The sequence below is a fragment of the Thermoanaerobacterales bacterium genome (genome assembly GCA_030019475.1).
Classification (GTDB): Bacteria; Bacillota; Desulfotomaculia; order Desulfotomaculales; family JASEER01; genus JASEER01.
This window is the reverse complement of the sequence record JASEER010000043.1, coordinates 1-18685: the sequence shown is the minus strand read 5'-3', so window position 1 is coordinate 18685 and position 18685 is coordinate 1. Positions and strand designations below refer to the sequence as shown.

General features: G+C 66.5%; 23 protein-coding genes. 6 read left to right on the top strand and 17 right to left on the bottom strand.

What is annotated here, in order from left to right; translation table 11 throughout:
* The 3 genes from QMC81_10200 to QMC81_10190 all read right to left on the bottom strand — a co-directional run.
* Window positions 1-454, bottom strand: a 454-nt coding sequence (locus tag QMC81_10200) for a TCP-1/cpn60 chaperonin family protein (protein ID MDI6907837.1), incomplete at its 3' end; no start/stop codon positions are given.
* 66 nt (window positions 455-520) lie between these two features.
* Window positions 521-805, bottom strand: coding sequence for a co-chaperone GroES (gene groES, locus QMC81_10195; GenBank protein ID MDI6907836.1), 285 nt, complete (start codon window positions 803-805; stop codon window positions 521-523).
* A gap of 377 nt (window positions 806-1182) precedes the next feature.
* A complete protein-coding gene (locus QMC81_10190) occupies window positions 1183-1383 on the bottom strand; it encodes a hypothetical protein (GenBank protein MDI6907835.1) in 201 nt (66 codons plus the stop codon).
* 96 nt (window positions 1384-1479) lie between these two features.
* On the opposite strand from QMC81_10190, the gene QMC81_10185 reads away from it, so the two are divergent.
* The gene (locus QMC81_10185) at window positions 1480-2205 is read left to right on the top strand and encodes a formate dehydrogenase accessory sulfurtransferase FdhD (protein MDI6907834.1); all 726 of its coding nucleotides are present in this window, start codon (window positions 1480-1482) and stop codon (window positions 2203-2205) included.
* 15 nt (window positions 2206-2220) lie between these two features.
* Here the strand turns inward: QMC81_10185 and QMC81_10180 are convergent, their stop codons facing one another.
* The 3 genes from QMC81_10180 to tsaD are packed head-to-tail and all read right to left on the bottom strand — an operon-like array spanning window position 2221 to window position 5184.
* Window positions 2221-2805 (bottom strand): 5-formyltetrahydrofolate cyclo-ligase, encoded by a 585-nt coding sequence (locus tag QMC81_10180; protein ID MDI6907833.1) that lies wholly within the window; start codon window positions 2803-2805, stop codon window positions 2221-2223.
* Complete coding sequence (locus tag QMC81_10175) at window positions 2802-4163, bottom strand: DUF512 domain-containing protein (protein MDI6907832.1); 1362 nt, start codon at window positions 4161-4163, stop codon at window positions 2802-2804. The genes QMC81_10180 and QMC81_10175 overlap by 4 nt, the downstream gene beginning before the upstream one ends.
* Window positions 4156-5184: a tRNA (adenosine(37)-N6)-threonylcarbamoyltransferase complex transferase subunit TsaD gene (tsaD, locus tag QMC81_10170; protein MDI6907831.1), complete on the bottom strand. Its 1029-nt coding sequence runs from the start codon at window positions 5182-5184 to the stop codon at window positions 4156-4158. Before tsaD ends, QMC81_10175 begins: the two co-directional genes overlap by 8 nt.
* A gap of 123 nt (window positions 5185-5307) precedes the next feature.
* On the opposite strand from tsaD, the gene QMC81_10165 reads away from it, so the two are divergent.
* Complete coding sequence (locus QMC81_10165) at window positions 5308-5514, top strand: hypothetical protein (GenBank protein ID MDI6907830.1); 207 nt, start codon at window positions 5308-5310, stop codon at window positions 5512-5514.
* A 132-nt stretch (window positions 5515-5646) separates the two neighbouring features.
* Here QMC81_10165 and QMC81_10160 read toward each other — a convergent pair whose 3' ends face one another.
* Complete coding sequence (locus tag QMC81_10160; GenBank protein MDI6907829.1) at window positions 5647-6258, bottom strand: hypothetical protein; 612 nt, start codon at window positions 6256-6258, stop codon at window positions 5647-5649.
* A gap of 260 nt (window positions 6259-6518) precedes the next feature.
* On the opposite strand from QMC81_10160, the gene QMC81_10155 reads away from it, so the two are divergent.
* The gene (locus tag QMC81_10155) at window positions 6519-6818 is read left to right on the top strand and encodes a zinc-ribbon domain containing protein (protein ID MDI6907828.1); all 300 of its coding nucleotides are present in this window, start codon (window positions 6519-6521) and stop codon (window positions 6816-6818) included.
* Between the two features lie 86 nt (window positions 6819-6904).
* Window positions 6905-7969, top strand: a complete 1065-nt coding sequence (locus QMC81_10150) for a stalk domain-containing protein (protein MDI6907827.1) — start codon at window positions 6905-6907, stop codon at window positions 7967-7969.
* On the opposite strand, the gene QMC81_10145 is transcribed toward QMC81_10150, so the two are convergent.
* The 4 genes from QMC81_10145 to QMC81_10130 all read right to left on the bottom strand — a co-directional run bounded on the left by QMC81_10145 (window position 7947) and on the right by QMC81_10130 (window position 13381).
* Window positions 7947-11051: a DNA polymerase III subunit alpha gene (locus QMC81_10145; protein ID MDI6907826.1), complete on the bottom strand. Its 3105-nt coding sequence runs from the start codon at window positions 11049-11051 to the stop codon at window positions 7947-7949. The genes QMC81_10150 and QMC81_10145 overlap by 23 nt on opposite strands.
* A 376-nt stretch (window positions 11052-11427) precedes the next feature.
* On the bottom strand, window positions 11428-11676 hold the full coding sequence (locus QMC81_10140; GenBank protein MDI6907825.1) for a DUF6504 family protein: 249 nt from the start codon (window positions 11674-11676) through the stop codon (window positions 11428-11430).
* Window positions 11676-12749: a hypothetical protein gene (locus tag QMC81_10135; GenBank protein ID MDI6907824.1), complete on the bottom strand. Its 1074-nt coding sequence runs from the start codon at window positions 12747-12749 to the stop codon at window positions 11676-11678. Before QMC81_10135 ends, QMC81_10140 begins: the two co-directional genes overlap by 1 nt.
* Window positions 12750-13021: 272 nt before the next feature.
* Window positions 13022-13381 (bottom strand): YmaF family protein, encoded by a 360-nt coding sequence (locus QMC81_10130; GenBank protein MDI6907823.1) that lies wholly within the window; start codon window positions 13379-13381, stop codon window positions 13022-13024.
* A gap of 240 nt (window positions 13382-13621) precedes the next feature.
* Between QMC81_10130 and QMC81_10125 the strand changes: the two genes are divergently transcribed.
* Both QMC81_10125 and QMC81_10120 read left to right on the top strand, forming a co-directional pair.
* A complete protein-coding gene (locus QMC81_10125; GenBank protein ID MDI6907822.1) occupies window positions 13622-13888 on the top strand; it encodes a hypothetical protein in 267 nt (88 codons plus the stop codon).
* A 25-nt stretch (window positions 13889-13913) separates the two neighbouring features.
* Window positions 13914-14147, top strand: coding sequence for a hypothetical protein (locus QMC81_10120; GenBank protein MDI6907821.1), 234 nt, complete (start codon window positions 13914-13916; stop codon window positions 14145-14147).
* A 38-nt stretch (window positions 14148-14185) separates the two neighbouring features.
* Here the strand turns inward: QMC81_10120 and rimI are convergent, their stop codons facing one another.
* From rimI to thiE, 6 genes are all read right to left on the bottom strand, one after another.
* A complete protein-coding gene (gene rimI / locus QMC81_10115; GenBank protein ID MDI6907820.1) occupies window positions 14186-14653 on the bottom strand; it encodes a ribosomal protein S18-alanine N-acetyltransferase in 468 nt (155 codons plus the stop codon).
* Window positions 14653-15363 (bottom strand): tRNA (adenosine(37)-N6)-threonylcarbamoyltransferase complex dimerization subunit type 1 TsaB, encoded by a 711-nt coding sequence (tsaB, locus tag QMC81_10110; protein ID MDI6907819.1) that lies wholly within the window; start codon window positions 15361-15363, stop codon window positions 14653-14655. Before tsaB ends, rimI begins: the two co-directional genes overlap by 1 nt.
* The gene (gene tsaE / locus QMC81_10105; GenBank protein MDI6907818.1) at window positions 15344-15808 is read right to left on the bottom strand and encodes a tRNA (adenosine(37)-N6)-threonylcarbamoyltransferase complex ATPase subunit type 1 TsaE; all 465 of its coding nucleotides are present in this window, start codon (window positions 15806-15808) and stop codon (window positions 15344-15346) included. The genes tsaB and tsaE overlap by 20 nt, the downstream gene beginning before the upstream one ends.
* Before the next feature lie 16 nt (window positions 15809-15824).
* The gene (gene thiL / locus QMC81_10100; protein MDI6907817.1) at window positions 15825-16844 is read right to left on the bottom strand and encodes a thiamine-phosphate kinase; all 1020 of its coding nucleotides are present in this window, start codon (window positions 16842-16844) and stop codon (window positions 15825-15827) included.
* A gap of 40 nt (window positions 16845-16884) precedes the next feature.
* On the bottom strand, window positions 16885-18192 hold the full coding sequence (gene thiC / locus QMC81_10095) for a phosphomethylpyrimidine synthase ThiC (protein ID MDI6907816.1): 1308 nt from the start codon (window positions 18190-18192) through the stop codon (window positions 16885-16887).
* Window positions 18161-18685, bottom strand: a 525-nt coding sequence (gene thiE, locus QMC81_10090; protein MDI6907815.1) for a thiamine phosphate synthase, incomplete at its 5' end; no start/stop codon positions are given. The genes thiE and thiC, both read right to left, overlap by 32 nt.

Below are 18685 nucleotides of genomic sequence, written 5' to 3'. Positions count from 1 at the left end.
TCTCCATGGCATCGGCTATCAGTTCGCCGATGGTGCGGTCGTTGGCCGAGATCGAGGCCACCTGGGTAATGGCGTCCTTGCTCTCGACCGGCTTGGCGATCTTCTTGATCTCCTCGACGGCGGCCTCGACGGCCTTTTCAATACCGCGCTTGAGGATGATCGGGTTGGCGCCGGCGGCCACGTTCTTCAACCCGGCACGGACGATGGCCTGAGCCAGCACGACGGCCGTGGTGGTGCCGTCACCGGCGATGTCGTTGGTCTTGGTCGCTACTTCCTTGACAAGCTGGGCACCCATATTCTCCAGCGGGTTGGGCAGCTCGATTTCACGGGCGATGGTTACACCGTCGTTAACGATCATCGGCGAACCGAACTTCTTTTCCAGAACCACGTTCCGCCCCTTGGGGCCGAGAGTCACCTTGACCGCGTCGGCCAGGGCGTTGACACCCCGCTCCATCGCGGCACGGGCGTCTTCGCGATAGACGATCTCTTTACCAGCCACTGAAAAGAACCTCCTTCAGCTTTATTCGATAATACCCAGGATATCGGTCTCGCGCAGGATGAGGTATTCGACGTCGTCGATCTTGACCTCGTTACCGGCATACTTGGAGTAGAGAACCTTGTCACCGGCCTTGAGGTCGATGGCCACCCGCTGACCGTTGTCCAGCAGCCGGCCCGGGCCGACGGCGACGACCTCGCCCTTCTGAGGCTTTTCCTTGGCCGTGTCGGGGAGCACGATCCCACCCTTGGTGCGCTCCTCCATCGGCAGAGGCTTGACCACCACACGATCTCCTAGCGGCTTAATCAACTGGTACCCCTCCTTGATGGAAATGGTATTGTGTATTGCTATTAGCACTCACTGAAAATGAGTGCTAACACTCACACCAGTTATTATGATAATGAGGGCTGGGTTTTAAACGCAAATCCCCACTATTCAGGAAATCGGACCTCTAACGGGGATGCCAGGGGATTGCTTACATCCTTCGCCGACAATCGTTCAATTACGTTTTCTAAAACGTCTTTATGGCACGGACCCTGGGCAAGGCCTGGACATAGAAACCCAATAGAGATTCTTTCCGCTGCAGGAAAGATTTATTCAAGGGGGTATCCGAAAAACAAAAAGGCCCCTTGAAGGCCCTCACCAAGAGCAAAGATAAGAGTAAGCGACGCCAGGGAGCCGCTATTCTAGAAGCAGCCCAACTGGCAGGCCGTTATTTTCAGGCCCAGCCGGTCCGCGGCCCGGCCGACGACCGGGACAGGAACCCCCAGGCGCTCGGCCACTCTGTGCAAGGCGGCGCAGCTGACGCGCCCGTCCACGGCCGCCTGGCGGACGGCTTCCAGCACTTCCGGGCCCGGTTCGGGGTGGTGATACTCCCGGCGACCCATCCCTCAAACTCCTTTCACTGGTACCGTCTATGCAAATCTGCCATCAGGTTTATAATAGGGAAAACGGCACCAGCCTGTCCAGGGGGTCACACGCGCATGGACTTCCCGAAATCGCTCGCCCGTCTGGTTCCCTTTATCCGCATGGCCCGGGATCACCAAACAAACGGTTACGAAGAGATCGCCCGGGAGACCGAGGTGACGGTCTTCGTGGACGGCGTCCCGCGGGCCACCCTCCTCTGCCTGCCTGCCGCCTTGCAGGAGCTGGCCGTAGGCCACCTTATGGCGGGCGGGGTCCTGGATCACCCGGCCCGCATCGCAGCCATCGAGGTCAACCCCGACGGACTCGGGATCAACGTGCGGACAAAGCCCGACGTTCTGCCTCCGTACAGCCCCCCACCGGCTCCCGGTCTTCTCCGCCTTGCGGCCGGCCAGGTCCGGGCCCTGGCCGGGGCGTTGCCGACCGTCTCCAGCCTTTTCCAGCGTACCGGCGGCGTCCATACCGGCGGACTTGCCGACCGGGAGGGGAGACTGCTCTTTATTTACGAGGACACCGGGCGCCATAACGTGATGGACAAGATTTACGGCCACTGCCTGCTGGAAGGCATTACCACCGGGGATAAGGCGATGCTGTTCAGCGGCCGGTGCACGGCCAAGATCGTTATGAAACTCGTGACCATGGGCCTGCCGATGGTTATCGCCCGGGGGGCGCCGACCACACTGGCCATCCACCTGGCCGGGGAAAACGGCATCACCCTGGTGGCCTTCGCCCGCCCGGACCGGGTAAGCGTCTACACGCATCCCGAGCGTGTCACAGCCTGGTAAGAACCGCGGTCCCGTTCAGCGGCCGGCGTCCCGCCGCAAGACCCACTCCTCGGTGACCACCAGGTCCACGGGCCGGTCGTGCGGCTCCCGCGCCAGACGGGGCACCACCTGCCAGGCGTAGGCCAGGCCGACGGCCAGCGCCCGGCCCCGGATGCCGGAGAGGAACCGGTCGTAGTAGCCGCCGCCGTACCCGAGGCGGAAGCCGTCTTCGTCAAAAGCCACTCCCGGCACCAGGACGCAATCCAGGTCGGGGGGTGACACCGCCTCTGACCCCGGAGACGGGACGGGGATGCCGTAGGGCCCCGGGACCAGGCCCGCCGGGTAAGCGGCCGCCAGGGCCGCGACCATATGCCCGGTCCGCGGGTCCGGAACGGGCAGGGCCACCCTCTGGCCGCGCCGCAGGGCAGCGCGGATCAGGCCGCCCGTCCGCACCTCACTGCGCACGTCTACATACGCCATGACCGTCCCCGCCCGCAGGAAGTCCTCCAGCGCGAGGACCCGCCGCCCGATGGCCGCGCTCGCCACCGCCACTTCCGTGGAGGACATCGCCCCCCGCCGCTCCAGGAAGTCGCGGCGAAGCTCATCCTTCGTACCCGTCATAGGACTTCCACCTCCGTCCTTCCCGGCACCGCCAGTTCACCCGCCGCGCGGCCGGTGAGGTCACGCCGGCGGTGGTCAAAGGCCCGCCCGGGCAGCAGCACGAGGTCCGGCTCTTCCCCGTGCGACAGGTATTCCCTTAACGCCGCCTCCAGGTCGGCCACCGTGAGCAGCCCCGCGCAGGCGATCGAACCCCCGAAGAAACGGTTGGGGACGGCCGCCACGGTGTAGCCCCCTGGTTCCCCCTCATCCTTCGCCGGGAGACCGGCACGCAAAAGGGGCGCCGCCAGTTCGCCGGTCAACACGAGGACCCGCCGGGCGCGGCGGGAGTGCGCGGCCTGCCGGACGCGTTCCACGTCCCGCGGGTCCAGGTCGAACAGAAAGACGGCTCCCGAAGAGGCGCGGGCCGGCTTGGTGAGCCGGACCCGCCGGCGTTCCCCTCCCCGCCGCAGGACGGCCTCCGGATCCCGCGCGCGCCACAGGCGCCGGTAGGCATCCACGCGCGAGAAAACGGGTTTTCCCGCCACGCTCTCCACCACGTCCCCGGTCTTAAACCCGGCCCGCCAGGCGGGGGAGCCTTTGGCGACCCCGGCCACTTCCGGCCGCAGATCACCGAGAAGCGCGGGTTCCATGGTCAGCGGCACGTCCAGCTCCGCCCGCAACTCGCCGAGGAACTCTGCCAGACGCTCCCAGAGCCCGGGGGGCAAGACGGCCGCCCCGCGGGCGTAGCGGGTATGCCCCGGGAGAAAGACGCGCACCGTTTCCGCGCCGGAAGCCGCCAGGAACCGGACGGTCCGGCGCAGGTCATCCCAGCCGGTAACGTGAGGCATGGCCACCACGCTGCCATGAAAGGGCACCCTGTACCGGGCGAGCAATGCGGGAGCGGCGACGGCGCGCTCGGGCGCCGGGTCGCCCATCAGCCGGCGGCGCTTCTCCGGACTGGCGCTGTTCAACGACAGGTAAACCATGACCCCGGCCAGGGAGGCCAGTGTCGCCACGGCCGCCTCTGTCAACAGGCTGCCGTTCGTCGTAACCTGGATGGGAGTGACGGGAAGCCTCTCCCGCAGGCGGCGAAGCACGGCGGCCCAGCCGGGGTAGGCCAGCGGCTCGCCCTCGATAATCCGGGTCGCCGATTCCCCGATGACCACCGGACGTTGCGGGTCGAGCCACTCGGCGAGGCCGGCGACCACCTCCGGCGGCCGCGGGGGCAGGCGATAGACATCAAGCCCGGGCGGATTCTGCCGGTGGCTGCAGAAGAGGCAGGAAAGGTTGCAGGCCGAGGTGAGGGGAAGGATGTTCGCCTCCTGCACGGTCCGGAGGATGAGCGCCCGCAGGTAGCCGTCGTCCGTGCGGTCAGGCATGGTCGAGAGGCAGGCCGGCCGTGGCGTTCAGCGTCAGGGGCGAAAACTCGCCCCTCAGGTAGCGGTAGTAACCGGCACACGCCACCATCGCCGCATTGTCGGTGCAGAGCACCGGGGGAGGCACGTTAACCGCCAGGCCGGCTTCGGCCGCCCGGCGCTCCAGCGCCCGGCGCAGGGCGCCGTTGGCCGCCACCCCGCCCGCCAGGACGACCCGCGCCGGCTGAAAAGCCCGCGCCGCCGCCATAACCTTGTCGACCAGGACATCGGTCACCGCCGCCTGGAAACCGGCCGCCAGGTCGGCCGGGCGGGGTTCGCCTCCCGCGCGCCGAGCCCTATCCAGGTAGGTGATGACCGCCGTCTTCAGGCCGCTGAAACTGAAATCATAGCTGTTTTCCTCCAGGTACGCCCGCGGCAGGGGAACGGCCTCGGGATCACCGTCGCGTGCCGCTTTCTCGATCAGCGGACCGCCGGGATAGCCCAGCCCGATGACTCGCGCCACTTTGTCGAAGGCCTCCCCCGCGGCGTCGTCGCGCGTCCGGCCCAGCAGGCGGAAGTCTCCGTGACGTTCCATCAGGTAAAGGTCCGTGTGGCCCCCGGAAACGACCAGGGCCAGCACGGGGAAGGACAGGTCCGGAGCCACAAGAAAGTTGGCGTAGATGTGGGCCTCCAGGTGGTGCACCCCCACCAGGGGGATATCAAGGGCCATGGCGATGGTCTTGGCCGCCATCAGGCCCACGAGCAGCGAGCCGGCCAGCCCGGGCCCCATGGTCACTGCCACAGCGTCCAGGTCCTTGAATTTGACCCCTCCCTGTTCCAGGGCCTCCGCGATGACGGCGTTGATCCCCTCCAGGTGCCGCCGGGAAGCCACCTCCGGCACCACGCCCCCAAACCGTGCGTGCAGATTGACCTGCGAGGCGATGATATTCGAGGCGACCCGGGAGCCGTCGATCACCACCGCCGCCGCCGTTTCATCGCAACTGGACTCGATACCCAGGACGGTTACGCTCAAGGCGCTCTTCAACCCCCTCTTCCCGTCTATTCTACCTGATGACGAGCGGGCATACACCGGTCTTGCAGCCGGGTGAATGGGATGGGCCGCAGTCCGGAAGGCTAAGAGTGAAACAAGAGAGGAGGGAAAAACTACATGGCCGCTAAGAGAGACTCGCTTGACCCGGGGGCCCTGGCCGCCGAACATTTCGACGTGGACTTCGACAGGCGGGCCGAAGAAACCGGGGACCGCCCCGACACCCCGCCCAGCGCCTATGTCGATCCGGCCGTCAGCGGCGAACCCCCCGGCAGCGTGCGCGCGCAGCGGATGGCGCGCCAAGCCGGGAGGTCCTTAACCGAGTAACCTGCCACCGCCTGCCCAAGCACGGGACGGGCACGGAAGCGCCGCCGTTCCGGGCGGGAACGTACCGGGGAGGGGCACGCGGGCACCCGGGCGGCGGCGCCGGATAACAAACGGAAGGTCCCGAATGGTGTTCTAGAGTTTACTCTTGAACGTATCCCAGGCCCTGCGGGCCTCCCCCCCGACCGGCAGCAGTGCCTCCACCTGCCGGGCCAGAGTATCGATAACGCTCGGCCGCCGGTCGTCCCCGGTCAGCGCGGCCTGCTGCACCAGCACGTCAAGGTGTTCCAGAAGGGTTAACCTGTCACCCGCGGTCTCTTCCTGCAGGATGTTCTCGGCCAGGGCGTGCAAGGCCGACCAATCCCGGTCCGCGCGCGCGGCCTGGGCCATCCTGCGGGCCAGGGCCCGGGCCTGCGCCGCCGGATCCCCCGCCTCCGCCGGCGCAGCGACCATGCCCCGGCCGCCGGCGTTCGCCGCCAGGTATTCCTCCAGCGTGTCCAGGGCCCGGGGGCGCAGGCGCAGCCGCTTCAGTTCGTCCCGGTGATTGAAGTGCAGTTTAACAAGGCCCTTTAACTCCAAGGACTGGGCCACGCGCTGCAATTCATCCTCGCGGAACCCCGCCCGGCGCAACTTCTTAACCGGAATCTCGAACTCGAAAACGTCCATCTCCGGCTTTTCACGCTTTTCCTCATCCAGTACCGCTTTGCTGAAAGCCAGAAAGTGGGCTTCGCTCTCTCCGATTTGCATGCCTGTCCCCTCCTTTTCAAACCATATTCTAACCCCTCTATGAATTAAAAGGAAGGATCTGAGGGAGTTTTCGGACGACTTTTTATTTTTTCAATGGCCAAAGTTGCTTTTTCTTGTCAACTGGGTTATACTAGTAACGCCTCTAAAGATTTCAACACCGAGGCTACCCTGGGCTATCTCTCTTGGTGGGGAAATGCTGGCTATGGTGGGCCCCGCGGGTTGACTTTGGAGAGTTCAAGAATCTAAGGAGAGATAGTTTGGTGTTCGAGGACAAGACACTGACGTGCAGGGACTGCGGCGCGGAATTCGTGTTCACCGCCGGTGAACAGGAATTCTATGCAGAGAAAGGGTTCGAGAACCTGCCCGCCAGGTGCCCGGAATGCCGCGCCGCTAAGCGTGCAGCGCGCAGGAACGGCGGCTACGGCGCTCCCCGCCAGATGTACCCGGCCGTATGCGCCCGGTGCGGGGCGGAAACCGAGGTTCCCTTCGAGCCTACCGGTTCCAAGCCCGTTTACTGCAGGGAGTGCTTCCAGGCCAACCGCCAGCGGTACGCCCGGTAAAGGAAAAACAAAGAACTGCCAGGGCCAGCAATAATGCTGGCCCTTTTTTCGACCGGTTTTGCCGGAAAGGGAGAGGACTCAGGATGATGCTCCGCCGCTTTTTTATGGTGGCGTTCGTGGCCATCGGGTTGACGGTGATGGGCCCCGTTGCTGCGGGAGCCGCGCCGCGCGTGCTGGTCGGCGGCCGGACCCTGGCGCTCGACGTGCCGCCGGTCAGTATCGAGGGGCGGCTGCTGATCCCGTTCCGTCCCGTTCTGGAGGCCGCGGGAGCCGAGGTCGAGTGGGACGGCGCGACGGTCACCGCCACGCGGGCGGACGTCCGCCTATGCCTTTACGTCGGGCGGAAAACGGCCTATCTGAACGGGCAGCCGCAGGTGCTGGACGTGCCGCCGATGGTTGTCCGGGGCCGGACCATGGTCCCCCTGCGCTTTGTCGGTGAAAGCCTGGGCTATGACGTCTCGTGGGACAAGGCCAGCGAAACGGCGATCGTCAATCCCCCGCCTCCCCCCTTTTCCCGGGATTATCGCTGGCGTTATAACGGGTGCGACTGGCACTGGAAATTGCAAGTCCCCGCAGAGCTGTATGAATACTTCCACCACCTGCCGCGCCTCTACCAATTCGATGAAGGGGACGATGCCGCGGCGGTAGAGGCCAGGATAGCACAGTTTGAACGTGATTTCTTCCTCCCCTACGCGACCGAGCAGCATAGTGCCGCCTTCCTTGCGGCCCTGGCCGGGAAGTTTGAGGCGGCGGCCGGGGAAAGCGGCTTTAACGACCTGGAACGCGCCGAACTGGTCATCACCTTTATCCAGGAGTGCCTGCCCTATACCTCCGACCCTACAGGCTACGAGCAGTACCCGGTTGAGACCCTGGTGGACGGCGGGGACTGCGAGGACCGCGTGATCCTGGCCGCCGCGCTGTTGCGCCGGATGGGCTACGGCACGGCCATGCTGCGTTACGAGGACCATGTCGCCCTCGGCCTGGCCTGCAGGGCCGAGGGGACTTATTACCCATGGAACGGAAAGAAATATTTCTACGTGGAGCTTACCTCCAAGGGCTGGCGGCCCGGAAAGGCCCCCGAAGACTACAAAGACCGGAAAGCCCAGGTTTACGAGGTGCCGCCCTGCGCTACCGATCTTCCAAAGCCGTGATCTCTTCCGCCACGACGGCCGCTCCCCCGCCCCGGCGCCGGACGACCCCCCGTACGCCGACCGCTTCGGCCCCGGCAAAGAGCACCCACCCGCTGCGCCGGTAGCAGTCTTCGAAGACGGTGACGTCCGCCAGGCCGTATTCGTCCTCTAACGAAAAGAAAACCACCGTCCGCCCGCTGCGCGTGGGCGGGCGATGCGGCCGCACGACCAGCCCGGCCACCCGCACCCGCTGCCCGTCCACCGCCCGGCCGACGCCGGCGCTGGAGAGGTAGCCCCGGGACGCCAGTTCCGCCCGCCGTTCCTCCAGGGGATGGCCGTGGATATAGATCCCCAGGACCTCGTATTCCAGCCGCCTCTTTTCCGCCGCCGAAAAATCCGGCCCCTCGGCCGGCCGTCCGGCGTCGGCGGCGAAAAGGGCGCTCTTATCCCCCGCCGTCCCGGGCGGGGCAGCTCCCAGCCGTGCCAGCAGGACGCGGCGGTTGGGGTGCAGGGCGTCGAAGGCTCCGCAGAGGATCAGGGACGCGGCTTCATCCCGCGCCACCCGCACCCGCGCCAGGAAATCCTCCAGCGAGGCGAAGGGGCCTTTCGCCTCCCGCTCCGCCAGCAGGGCGGCCAGGGTCCCGACCGAAAGCTCCCGCACCCGTCCCAGGGAGACCCGGATCGCCCCATCCTCGACGGTGAACCGCTCCCGGCTGCGGTTAATGTCCGGCGGCAGGATCCGGACTCCCCGGCGGCGGGCGACGACGCAGAGGGTGTTCGGGTTGTAAAAGCCCATCGGCTGGTTGGAGAGGAGGGCCGCGAAGTACTCCGCGGGGCGGTGGCGGGCCAGGTAGGCCGTCCTGTAGGCCGTCACGGCAAAAGCTGCGGCATGGGCCTCGCAGAAGCCATAACTGGCGTAACCCCGGATACCGGCGAAGATCTCCCGCGCGACGGCCTCGTCCACCCCGTTGGCCACCGCCCGGGAGACGAACTCCTCACCAATGGCCTCCATTTCCCGCCCCGAACGGTGGTGGCTCATGACCCGGCGCAGACGGTCCGCCTCCCCCGGGGAAAAGCCGGCGACAGCCGTGGCGATGGCGATGACCTGCTCCTGGAAGAGGACTACCCCGTAGGTCTTGCCCAGGATGAGTTCCAGCGCCGGATGGGCGAAGCGCACCGGCTCTCTCCCCTGCCGCCGGGCGATATAGGGATCGACCATGTTGCCCTTGATCGGCCCCGGGCGGATCAGGGCCAGGCCGGCGACGATGTCCTCCATGCCGGACGCGCCCAGCCGCGCCTGCAGGGCGCGCTGCGCCGGGCTCTCCAGTTGAAAAACGCCCACCGTCTCCCCCGCCCGCAGCATGGCGTAGGTCCGGGGGTCGTCCTCGGGCAGGCGGTCATAGTCAAAGGACGGATCGGCCCTACGGATGTTCTCCACCGCCTCTTCCACGGCGCTGAGGGCGCGCAGGGAAAGAAGGTCGAACTTCATCAGCCCCAGTTCATCCACGTCGTCCTTGTCGAACTGGACGATCTCCACCCCCTTGGCCGCCTTCTGCAAGGGGCTGACCGCGGCCAGCGGCATCCCGCTGAGCACCAGCCCCCCCAGGTGGGTACCCAGGAAGCGGGGGAACCCGGCCACGGCGGCGCAGTAGCGGTAGAGCCTGCGGCAGGGTCCGGTATGGAAAGCGGGATCCCGCAGTTCGGGGTAGTGTTCCAGGGCCTCTTCGATGGCGTCGGCCGGCAGGAAGGGGGGCATGCGCTTCGCCAGGCGGTCGAGGAACGCCTCGTCCATCCCGAGCACCCGCCCCAGGTCGCGGATCGCGGAGCGGGCGCGGTAGGTCTGGTAGGTGGCCACCCACGCCACGTGCGCCGCGCCCCCGTAGCGCTCGCTCACGTAGGCGGCCACCTCGTCCCGGCGGCGGGCGTCGAAGTCGATGTCGATATCGGGCTTCCCGGCCCGCTCCAGGCTGAGGAAGCGCTCGAATAAAAGCCCCCGGGCGATGGGGTCGACCGCCGTGATCCCCAGGCAGTAGGCCACCGCCGAGTCGGCGGCCGAACCCCGCCCGGCGCAGCGGATGCCCTGCCGGCGCGCCCAGCGGGCGGTATCCCAGGCGACCAGGAAGTAGTCCGCGAACCCCAGGCGGCCGATGACCGCCAGTTCATGCTCCAGGCGCGCCCCGACCTCACCGTCGGCGCAGCCGTAACGCTTCTCCGCCCCCCGGCGGACCAGGTGCCGCAACAGGGTAAAGGCCTCCCACCCCGGCGGGAGGGGGTAGCGCGGCAGGCGCGAAACGTCCTGTTCCAGGGCCGGGCGAATAGTTTCGGCGAGGGACAAAGCATTGGCCACGGCGCGGGGGTGCTCCCGGAAGAGGGCTTCCATCGCCGCCGGGCCCTTCAGGTAGAGCTGGTCGTTCAGGCGGCGCTCGGGGTGGACATCCTCCAGCGCCGTATCCGTACGTGCGCAGGTCAAAAGGTCATGCACCGGAAAGCCGTCCCGCTCGGCGAAGTGGACGTTGTTCGTGGCGACCGTCTCCAGGCCCAGGCATTGCGCCAGTTCCGCCAGGCGGCGGTTCAGGTCGCGGGCTCCGGGGGTGAGGTCCTGGATCAGTTCCAGGTAAAAGCGGCGGCCGAAAAGGCGGCGGTAGCGCCGGGCGGCATCCTCGGCCTCCCGCAGGCGCCCCGCAAGCACAAGGCCCGGCACCTCTCCGCGGCGGCAACAGGAAAGCGCGTAGAGACAAGGCGTCTCCCGCGCCGCCTCCGCCAGCGCGTCCCAGCCCACCCGGGGCGCACCGCGGGGGTTTTCCAGGTGGGCCCTCGTCAGCAGGCGGCAGAGGGCGGCGTAGCCCTCCGGCCCGTCGGCCAGCAGCACCAGGTGGCAGCCGTTCGCCAGGGTCACCTCGGTCCCCTGGATGGGCTTTATGCCGGCGGCGCGGCAGCAGCGGTGGAAGCGGACCGCCCCGCTGACGTTGTCGTGGTCCGTCAGGGCCAGGGCGGGCATGCCCGCCGCCGCAGCGGCCGCCGCCAGGTCCTCGACCGGGCTCGCCCCGTCCAGGAAGGAAAAGGACGAATGGACATGCAGGTGAACGAAAGACCGCTCAGTCATAGGCCTCCTCTATCCGCCCCCGGCCCACCCCGAATGAGATGTGGGATGTGGGAGGTGAGAGGTGAGAACGGCGGATGGGAATTCGCGAAGCGAATTCCTTCAAACATCCCACTTCCCACCTCTCACTTCTCACCTCTCACCTCTCGCTTCCCACCCTTCTTTAGGCAGGCTTGGTAGGGGCCGTCCATCGGCTGGGTGAGGGTCAGGGGAATCCCCCTCCACTTCCAGTCCAGCACTCAACTTTATACTTTGGTTGAATTGCAAACCTAAGTACAGACGGCTTTCCTAAGGCAGTAAGTTGAGTGCTGGAAGCCGTTCCGGGGGACACCCCTGACCCTCACCTCTGCCCCGATGTCGGTGCGCGCTCTGGCGGCAATCAGTCATACGCCTTATACAGATACCAGGCCGGCGCGCCTTCCTCCCGGTAAAGCTCAAAGACCCCTTTCTCCCCGGCGGCCACCCGGTAGAAGAAGCGGGGCCTCTCCCCCGCCCACCAGCGGCCCGTTTCCCGCCATAAATCCAGGAGCCGGGTCACCCGGTAGGTCCGCCCCCGCCAGGAAAAGCACTCCGGCAGGCCGCATGCGGAGACGCTTACCGTCACCGGACGGTCGATCAGCCGGGGCATTACACAGCCATCCCCCGTCCCGCCTCCCGACAGCGGCCTCCCGCAAGCTCTTGACCGGCTGCTGACGACCGATCGGCCCGCCACGGGTCGTAACAGGCCAGCGCCCGCTCCCGGCGCAGGCCGGTGAGCAGGGAACGCGCCCGGACCAGGCTCCCCGGGTGCTTTTCCTCCACCGCGGCCACCGCCCGGGCCAGGTTTTCCTGCCCCGCCGCCTGGCGGAAGGCAAAAAGATCGACCTGCTGGGGAACCAGGGGGTAGAGTTCCGCGGCCACCACCCGCACGGCGGCCACCGCCTCCCGCGGTTCCAGGCGTGCCAGGAGCAGGGACAGTTGGGTATAGAGGCGCACCGCGTCCGGCGGCAGGCCGGCCGTTACCCGCGCTAAAGAAAGGGATGGCCCGTGATCGACGGTCAGGGTGAGTTCCAGCCGCCGGCAGCCCATCCCCCGTTCCCGCAATTCCCGCGCCAGGTCACGCGCCCCCTCCTCCAGCGCCGGGAGAAGAGGAGCCGATGACGAAACCCCGGGCAGTTCCCGGCGCCAGGAAAGGATCGCCGGCGGATAGAGGGCAGCCACGCGCCGCCCGTCTTCCCCGCGGGCGTAAGCGGCAATCAGCCGGCCGAGCGGTCCGAAACGGGCAACCAGCACCTGCTCCCCGGCCCGGGCGACCTCGCCGAGGGTCAAAAAACCCGAGGCGGACAGGGCCCGGCGTACGTCCTCCGGCACGGGCCAGAGCCTGGCCACCGGCAGGGCCGAGATAAACGTACGCTCCCCTCCGGGCGGCACGCAATAGGCCGCCCCACGGGCATAACGGCATACCTTAAGCCCCCGCCGCCACCCGTCCCGCCCCGCCAGTAGGGCCGCCCGGGCGATAAGAGGGCTGGAACCCGCTCCCCCCTGCACCTCGCCCTCCGGAAAGGCGCCGGCCAGGGAGGCGAAAAAACGGGCTAAACCGCCGGAAGGAAGGCTAAGAAAGGCGCTTCCGTCGCCAAGGGGCTCGATACGGGGGGTATACCGGTAAGCCAGGTCGAGAAGCTCATTCCTCTCGCCGTATGCCAGGCAAAGGGTGAAGGACACCGGGGACACCTCTGTCACAGAACTGGGGATAATACGCCATGCCTTTTACAGGCCCCCTTATTATCTGTTATTAACAGTCATCAGGCAAGGCTGCTTTCCTTTCAGCTATCAACAAAAAACAAAGCTGGGTTGCTCCTTTGCCTTCATTTGCTTGCTATCCGCATTTTCCCGGGCGATTGAAAAAATTGCTGTTTATAGTGGATTTAGCCGCTGGAACTTAAAAAGCCACCCCCTCTTTAAAGGGAGTGGCTTTATGGAAACCCCTACCGACCTCAGGCCGGGCGTTCCCCGCTGGTCTCTCCGGCGAAGGAATGGGTATGCCCATCGCTTTCCAGGGTCCGGCCGTTGTATTGATGGGTGTGCCCGCCGTCCGGCTGGTAACAAGCGGGGCCCGTTACGCCCTCCAGACGGTGTAAATGCCGGCCGGCGATGTCACTTAAGCCGGTCAGGGGATGGGTATGGGCTTCCTCGGGCCCGGTCGCCACCCCGGTCACCCCGGCATAGACATGCCGGTGACCCCCGGCCTCATCCATCGTTCCCTCAAAAATATGCACGTGGGACTTCCCAGCCGTACCTTCCCCGGAGGATAGGGCGATCAGCGAGATGAGTGAGGCAAGGTCCTGTCTGCCCACCGAAAGCCCCCCTCAGTTCCTTTCGTTTCTCCAGCTTATGCCTGCGATAAGAGGTTGGTAACAGACGCAGGGTCAGTAAATAATGGCAGTCCTGCCATACCGTTCGGCACCCGGCAGGTCGAATATAACCATTTATCTGAATTTCATTATCCTAGAAAGGCATGGAATCGGAGTTACATCATGGAGTACGGTTCCATATAATGGTTCAGGTACTAGATTAAACCTAAAGGGGGTATAGAGATGGCCGTAAATTTCTGCTTCCGCAAACTGCGCTTTGAGATCGGCAACTTCGCCATCCTCAGTCTCCGTAACGGTTTCCTGGTCCTGGGCGTGGTCGCCGGCGTCTTCCGGAACAACGTCCAGCTAGTGCCGCCGCTCTTCATCTTCAATTCCGCCGGCGCACTCGTCCCGGCCCCGGCCTTTGTTGAGGTTCCCTGCCAGGACATTGTAGCGTCGTCGGCGAGCACCACCATGCCGGATTCAGTGCAAAAGTTAGTGAAGAAGTGAATAATGGAGAGGAGGTTCGTGCGGAATGAGCAGCTGCTTTTCGGCGACTAACCTGGCCTGCCGGACATTGGCCAACAAGGTCGGGAACTTTGTCTCCGTCGGCCTGGATAATGACCATACTGTTACCGGAACCGTAGTGGGCGTATTCGACCTGGGTATTCTCATCCTGTCAGGGGTGACGATCAGGGTAGGAGCAACCCCTATCCCGTTCATCCCCTTCTACTGGGTCGATTGCGCGCATATCGCCTGGTACAACTAGCATCCGCCCTTAAGGTCACCGGCCCAGAGCGTCGCCGCCTACGCTCTGGGCTTTAATGTGCGGGTCAGGCAGTTGTTCCACATGACAATGGCGTCCTCATTGTTGTCCTGGTAATAGCCCCTGCGGCGGTACGTCTCGCTAAAACCAAGGCTGGTGTACAGATTGCGGGCGATAGTGTTGGACGGGCGGACTTCAAGGGTCATACGGTCGGCGCCCAGCGCGACGGCGCGCTGCATCAACGCTACCATGAGCGCCCGGCCGATTTTGCGGCCGCGGAAGGTGGGGTGAACGGCGACATTGGTAACGTGCGCCTCGTCGAGCACCATCCAGAAACCTCCGTAGCCGGCCACCCGGCCTTCACAGACGGCCACAAGGTAGTGTGCCAGGTCGTTATAAAGGATCTCGAACTCGAAGGTCTGCCGCGGCCAAGGGGTCGGGAACGACTTCTTCTCGATCTCCTCTATGGCGTCCAGGTGCTCGATGGAGAGTGGTTGAAAGGTCACCATCAGGCTTGCTCCCCCCGGCAGCGTGCCTGCCATGCCATCTCGGCCGCCGACAGGCGCAGGTATACGGGCTGCAGTTGCAGAGGGTCATCCGCCTCGCCCCGGGCGAGATGTTCCACCCCCAGTTGAGCGACCACGGCGCCGCGAGGATGGTTCAGGGCCGGCGGGACCAGCCGCAGCCGCCCGCCCAGGGCCTGCCGCAGTTCACCGGCGTAAAGCGCCGCCGCCTCGCCGACGCATAGCAGGGGACCTTCGGGAATGTCGGCAAGCGCGGTGAGCAGTTGCGCCAGGTCCATGTTTCGCGGCCCCACCACGGGTTCCTCCCCGGGGCCTTCGTAAAGCGCGGCGTAGACCTCGCCCCTGCGGGCGGGCACCAGGGCCATTGCCGCCCCTCCGTTCCGGGTTAAGGGATAGGCCAGCACGTCCAGGGAGGACACGCCCACCGCGGGCAGGGATAGGACCTGGGCCAGGGTCTTGGCCACGGTCAGGCCGATGCGCAGTCCGGTAAAAGACCCCGGTCCGCGGGAGACCGCGACACCCGTGAGATCGCCGCAGGTACGGCCCGCGGCGGCAAGCAAGTCCTTAATGGCCGGCAGGAGACGCACGGAGTGGATACGCGCGCCGTAAAGGGACGTCTCGGCGAGCGGCTGCCGCCCATCCGTCAGGCCCACGCTCAGCACCGGGCCGGTAGTCTCAATTCCCAGGACGAGCAATCCGGCTCAACTCCTCGACCAGCCTGGTGTAGCGGGAACCCCGGGCGTCAAAGGTGAAAACCCGCCCCGTCTCGCCGTCCCGCTCGATCTTGATGCCCAGCCGTTCCTCCGGCAGGGCCCTCTCGATACGTTCCGCCCATTCAATCAAGGTAACCCCGTTTCCCTCCAGGTAGTCGTCGAAACCGAGAAGGGTGATCTCTTCGGGGTCATCCAGGCGGTAAACGTCAAAGTGATAAAAGGGCAGCCGGCCCTCGTACTCGTTCACGATGATAAAGGTCGGGCTGGTCACCGGGCCTTCCACCCCCAGCCCCCGTGCCACTCCCTGGGCGAAGGCCGTTTTTCCCGCGCCGAGGTCCCCCGAAAGGCACAGGAGGTCACCGGGGCGCAAGAGTTGCCCGAGGGCCGCGCCGAGGGCCAGTGTCTCTTCCGGGGAGCCCGTCCTCACTTTGAGCAAGCGTTGGTCACCTCGCCTCGTTCCCGGGGAAATGCTGGTACCCCCCGGGTGAAAGGGGCCTTTCCCGGCCCGTTTCATCCCGAAGGTATAGGCCGGCCTCCCGGGGACGAACCTCACCCACCGCGGCCAGTGGCACGCCTATGGCGGCAAGGGTCGCGCGCAAGCGGGGCAGGTCCTCCGGACGGGCGGTACCTACCAGTTCGTAGTCCTCGCCCCCGTAGAGCGCCCATTCCAGGGGGTCGGTCCCGGCCAGCCGGGCCAGGAGCCGCGCCTCGGGGCTCACGGGCAGGTCCCGCGCGCGGACCAGGGCGCCGGTCCCGCTGGCCGCGCAAATCCGGGCCAGGTCGGTGGCCAGCCCGTCGCTCAGATCGGCCAGCGCCGTGACGGCCCCGCCGGCGGCCAGCGCCGAACCGGCGGCCACCCGCGGCACGGGCCGGCGATGGGCGTGGACGAGGACCGCTTGCACCTCTTCGGGACACTCGGGTACCGGGTGTTGCAGCAGGAACAGGCCGGCGGCCGCGGCGCCGATGCTCCCGGTAACGAAGACCGCGTCCCCGGGACGCGCCCCGGAACGGTAAAGGACGCGGTCGGGTGCGGCGCCGCCCAGGAGGGCGACGTTCACCACCAGGTCCCGGGGGCTGCGGACGGTATCCCCGCCGACGATGCTCACCCCGAAGGCCTCCGCCGCCTCGCTCAGCCCCGCGTAAAAGGCGTCCAGGTCTTCCACGGCGGCCCCGGGGGGCAGGCCCAGGCTGACCACGGCCCAGCGCGGCGTACCGCCCATGGCGGCGATGTCGCTGACGTTCACGGCCAGGGCCTTGTAACCCAGGTCTCGGTAGGGGACAAGGGCCGGGGTGAAGTGCACGCCTTCGACCAGCATGTCGGTCGTAAAGAGCAGCAGTTCGCCTTCCGGGGCGCAGAGGACGGCGGCGTCGTCCCCCACGCCCCGGACGACGCCCGCAGACAGCCGCAATCCCCGGGCCCAGCGCTTGATCAGGCCTTCTTCCCCGATTTCTCCAAGCCGCATCGGTATCTCAAATGCCCCTTGGAACAGTAGACCGCAATTACTAACACATCCCCTGCTTCCGTCCGAGAAAGCCCTCCACGAGCCGCATGGCACAGTACTCTCCGCACATGGTGCACTCCCGCCGGCCCTCGGCCTGTCCGGGGTTGCGTTCGGCATGGTAACGCCGCGCCCGGACGGGGTCGAGGGCCAGTTCCATCTGCCGCTCCCAGTCCAGGGCTTTGCGCGCCCGGGACATCTCGGCGTCCCACTCCCCGGCCCCGGGCACGCCCTTGACGATGTCGGCGGCGTGCCCCGCGATGCGGGCGGCGATGACCCCTTCGCGCACGTCCTCGATGGTCGGCAAGCCGAGGTGCTCGGCCGGTGTCACATAACAGATGAAATCGGCCCCGGCCATGGCGGCCACGGCCCCGCCGATGGCGGCGGTGATGTGGTCGTAGCCGGGGGCGACATCGGTCACCAGGGGGCCCAGGACGTAGAAGGGCGCCCCCTGGCAGAGAGCTTTCTGCAGCTGGATGTTCATGGCCACCTGGTCCAGCGGCACGTGGCCGGGACCCTCGACCATCGCCTGCACACCCCGCGCCCTGGCCCGCGACACCAGTTCCCCAAGAATGAGAAGTTCCTGCACCTGCGCCCGGTCGGTGGCGTCCGCCAGGCAGCCGGGCCGCAGCCCGTCGCCCAGGCTGAGGGTGACGTCGTGGGCCAGGCAGATCTCCAGGAGCCGGTCGAACTGCTCGTAGAGCGGGTTTTCCCGACCGTTGTGCAGCATCCAGCCGGTCAGGAAGGAACCGCCCCGGCTGACGATGTCGGTGATCCGGCCCTGTTCCCGCAGGCGGGCGACCGTCTCTAACGTCACTCCGCAGTGCACGGTGATAAAGTCCACACCGTCGGCGGCCTGCCGTTCGATAACGGCGAACAGCTCGTCGGCGGTCATGGCCACAATGCTCCCGTGGCGCTCCTTGGCCTCCACGGCGGCCTGGTAGATGGGTACCGTCCCCAGCGGGGCCGGGCAGGCGGCCAGCAGGCGGCGGCGGATCTCGTCGAGGTCGCCGCCGGTGCTGAGGTCCATGACCGTGTCCGCCCCCGCATCCAGGACGACCCGCAGTTTGTTAAGCTCATTGTCCAACGACCGGAGCCCCGTCGAGGTGCCGATATTGGCGTTCACCTTGGTGCGCAGGCCGCGGCCGACGGCGGCCGGCACCAGCCCGGCGTGGTTCCTGTTGGCCGGGATAACGATTGTGCCCTCAGCCACCCCCCGGCGGATGAACTCGGCCTCGCGCCCCTCGCTTGCCGCTATCCTTTCCATTTCCGGCGTGATCTTACCCTGCAGGGCCTGCAGCATCTGTGTCAAGGCCGGTTCCCTCCTTGCAACGTTTGATCTGCTCCACCAAAGCGGCGGCGGCCTCCTCGATATCGGGGGCGCCGAAGACGGCCCGGACCACCGCCAGGCGCCGTGCGCCCGCGGCCAGGACCGCGGCGGCGTTGGTCCGGTCGATGCCGCCGATGGCGACAAACGGGATACGCACCCTTTCGGCCACCTGCCGTACAAGCTCAAGTCCCACAACACTATAATCCGGCTTGGTGGCCGTGGGAAAGACCGGCCCCACCCCGATGTAATCCGCCCCCGCTTCCTCGGCGGCCAGGGCTTGTTCGAGGCTGTGCGTGGAAACCCCGATGATCAGGTCCCGCCCGGCAACGGCCCGGGCGGCGGCCAGGGGCAGGTCGTCCTGCCCCAGGTGCACCCCGTCGGCCCCCGCGGCGAGCGCGATGTCCAGGCGGTCGTTGACAATAAAGATCATCCCCAGTTCCCGTGTCAGGTCCCGCATTTCGTGCGCGCGCGCCAG

Coding starts and splice junctions, on each gene's coding strand:
- QMC81_10120 (MDI6907821.1), top strand. CDS start 13,914: ATGAGCAGCTGCTTTTCGGCGACTAACCTGGCCTGCCGGACATTGGCC.
- QMC81_10165 (MDI6907830.1), top strand. CDS start 5,308: ATGGCCGCTAAGAGAGACTCGCTTGACCCGGGGGCCCTGGCCGCCGAA.
- QMC81_10150 (MDI6907827.1), top strand. CDS start 6,905: ATGCTCCGCCGCTTTTTTATGGTGGCGTTCGTGGCCATCGGGTTGACG.
- QMC81_10175 (MDI6907832.1), bottom strand. CDS start 4,163: ATGCCTGACCGCACGGACGACGGCTACCTGCGGGCGCTCATCCTCCGG.
- QMC81_10185 (MDI6907834.1), top strand. CDS start 1,480: ATGGACTTCCCGAAATCGCTCGCCCGTCTGGTTCCCTTTATCCGCATG.
- QMC81_10180 (MDI6907833.1), bottom strand. CDS start 2,805: ATGACGGGTACGAAGGATGAGCTTCGCCGCGACTTCCTGGAGCGGCGG.
- rimI (MDI6907820.1), bottom strand. CDS start 14,653: ATGGTGACCTTTCAACCACTCTCCATCGAGCACCTGGACGCCATAGAG.
- QMC81_10140 (MDI6907825.1), bottom strand. CDS start 11,676: ATGCCCCGGCTGATCGACCGTCCGGTGACGGTAAGCGTCTCCGCATGC.
- QMC81_10160 (MDI6907829.1), bottom strand. CDS start 6,258: ATGCAAATCGGAGAGAGCGAAGCCCACTTTCTGGCTTTCAGCAAAGCG.
- QMC81_10145 (MDI6907826.1), bottom strand. CDS start 11,051: ATGACTGAGCGGTCTTTCGTTCACCTGCATGTCCATTCGTCCTTTTCC.
- thiL (MDI6907817.1), bottom strand. CDS start 16,844: ATGCGGCTTGGAGAAATCGGGGAAGAAGGCCTGATCAAGCGCTGGGCC.
- QMC81_10190 (MDI6907835.1), bottom strand. CDS start 1,383: ATGGGTCGCCGGGAGTATCACCACCCCGAACCGGGCCCGGAAGTGCTG.
- QMC81_10125 (MDI6907822.1), top strand. CDS start 13,622: ATGGCCGTAAATTTCTGCTTCCGCAAACTGCGCTTTGAGATCGGCAAC.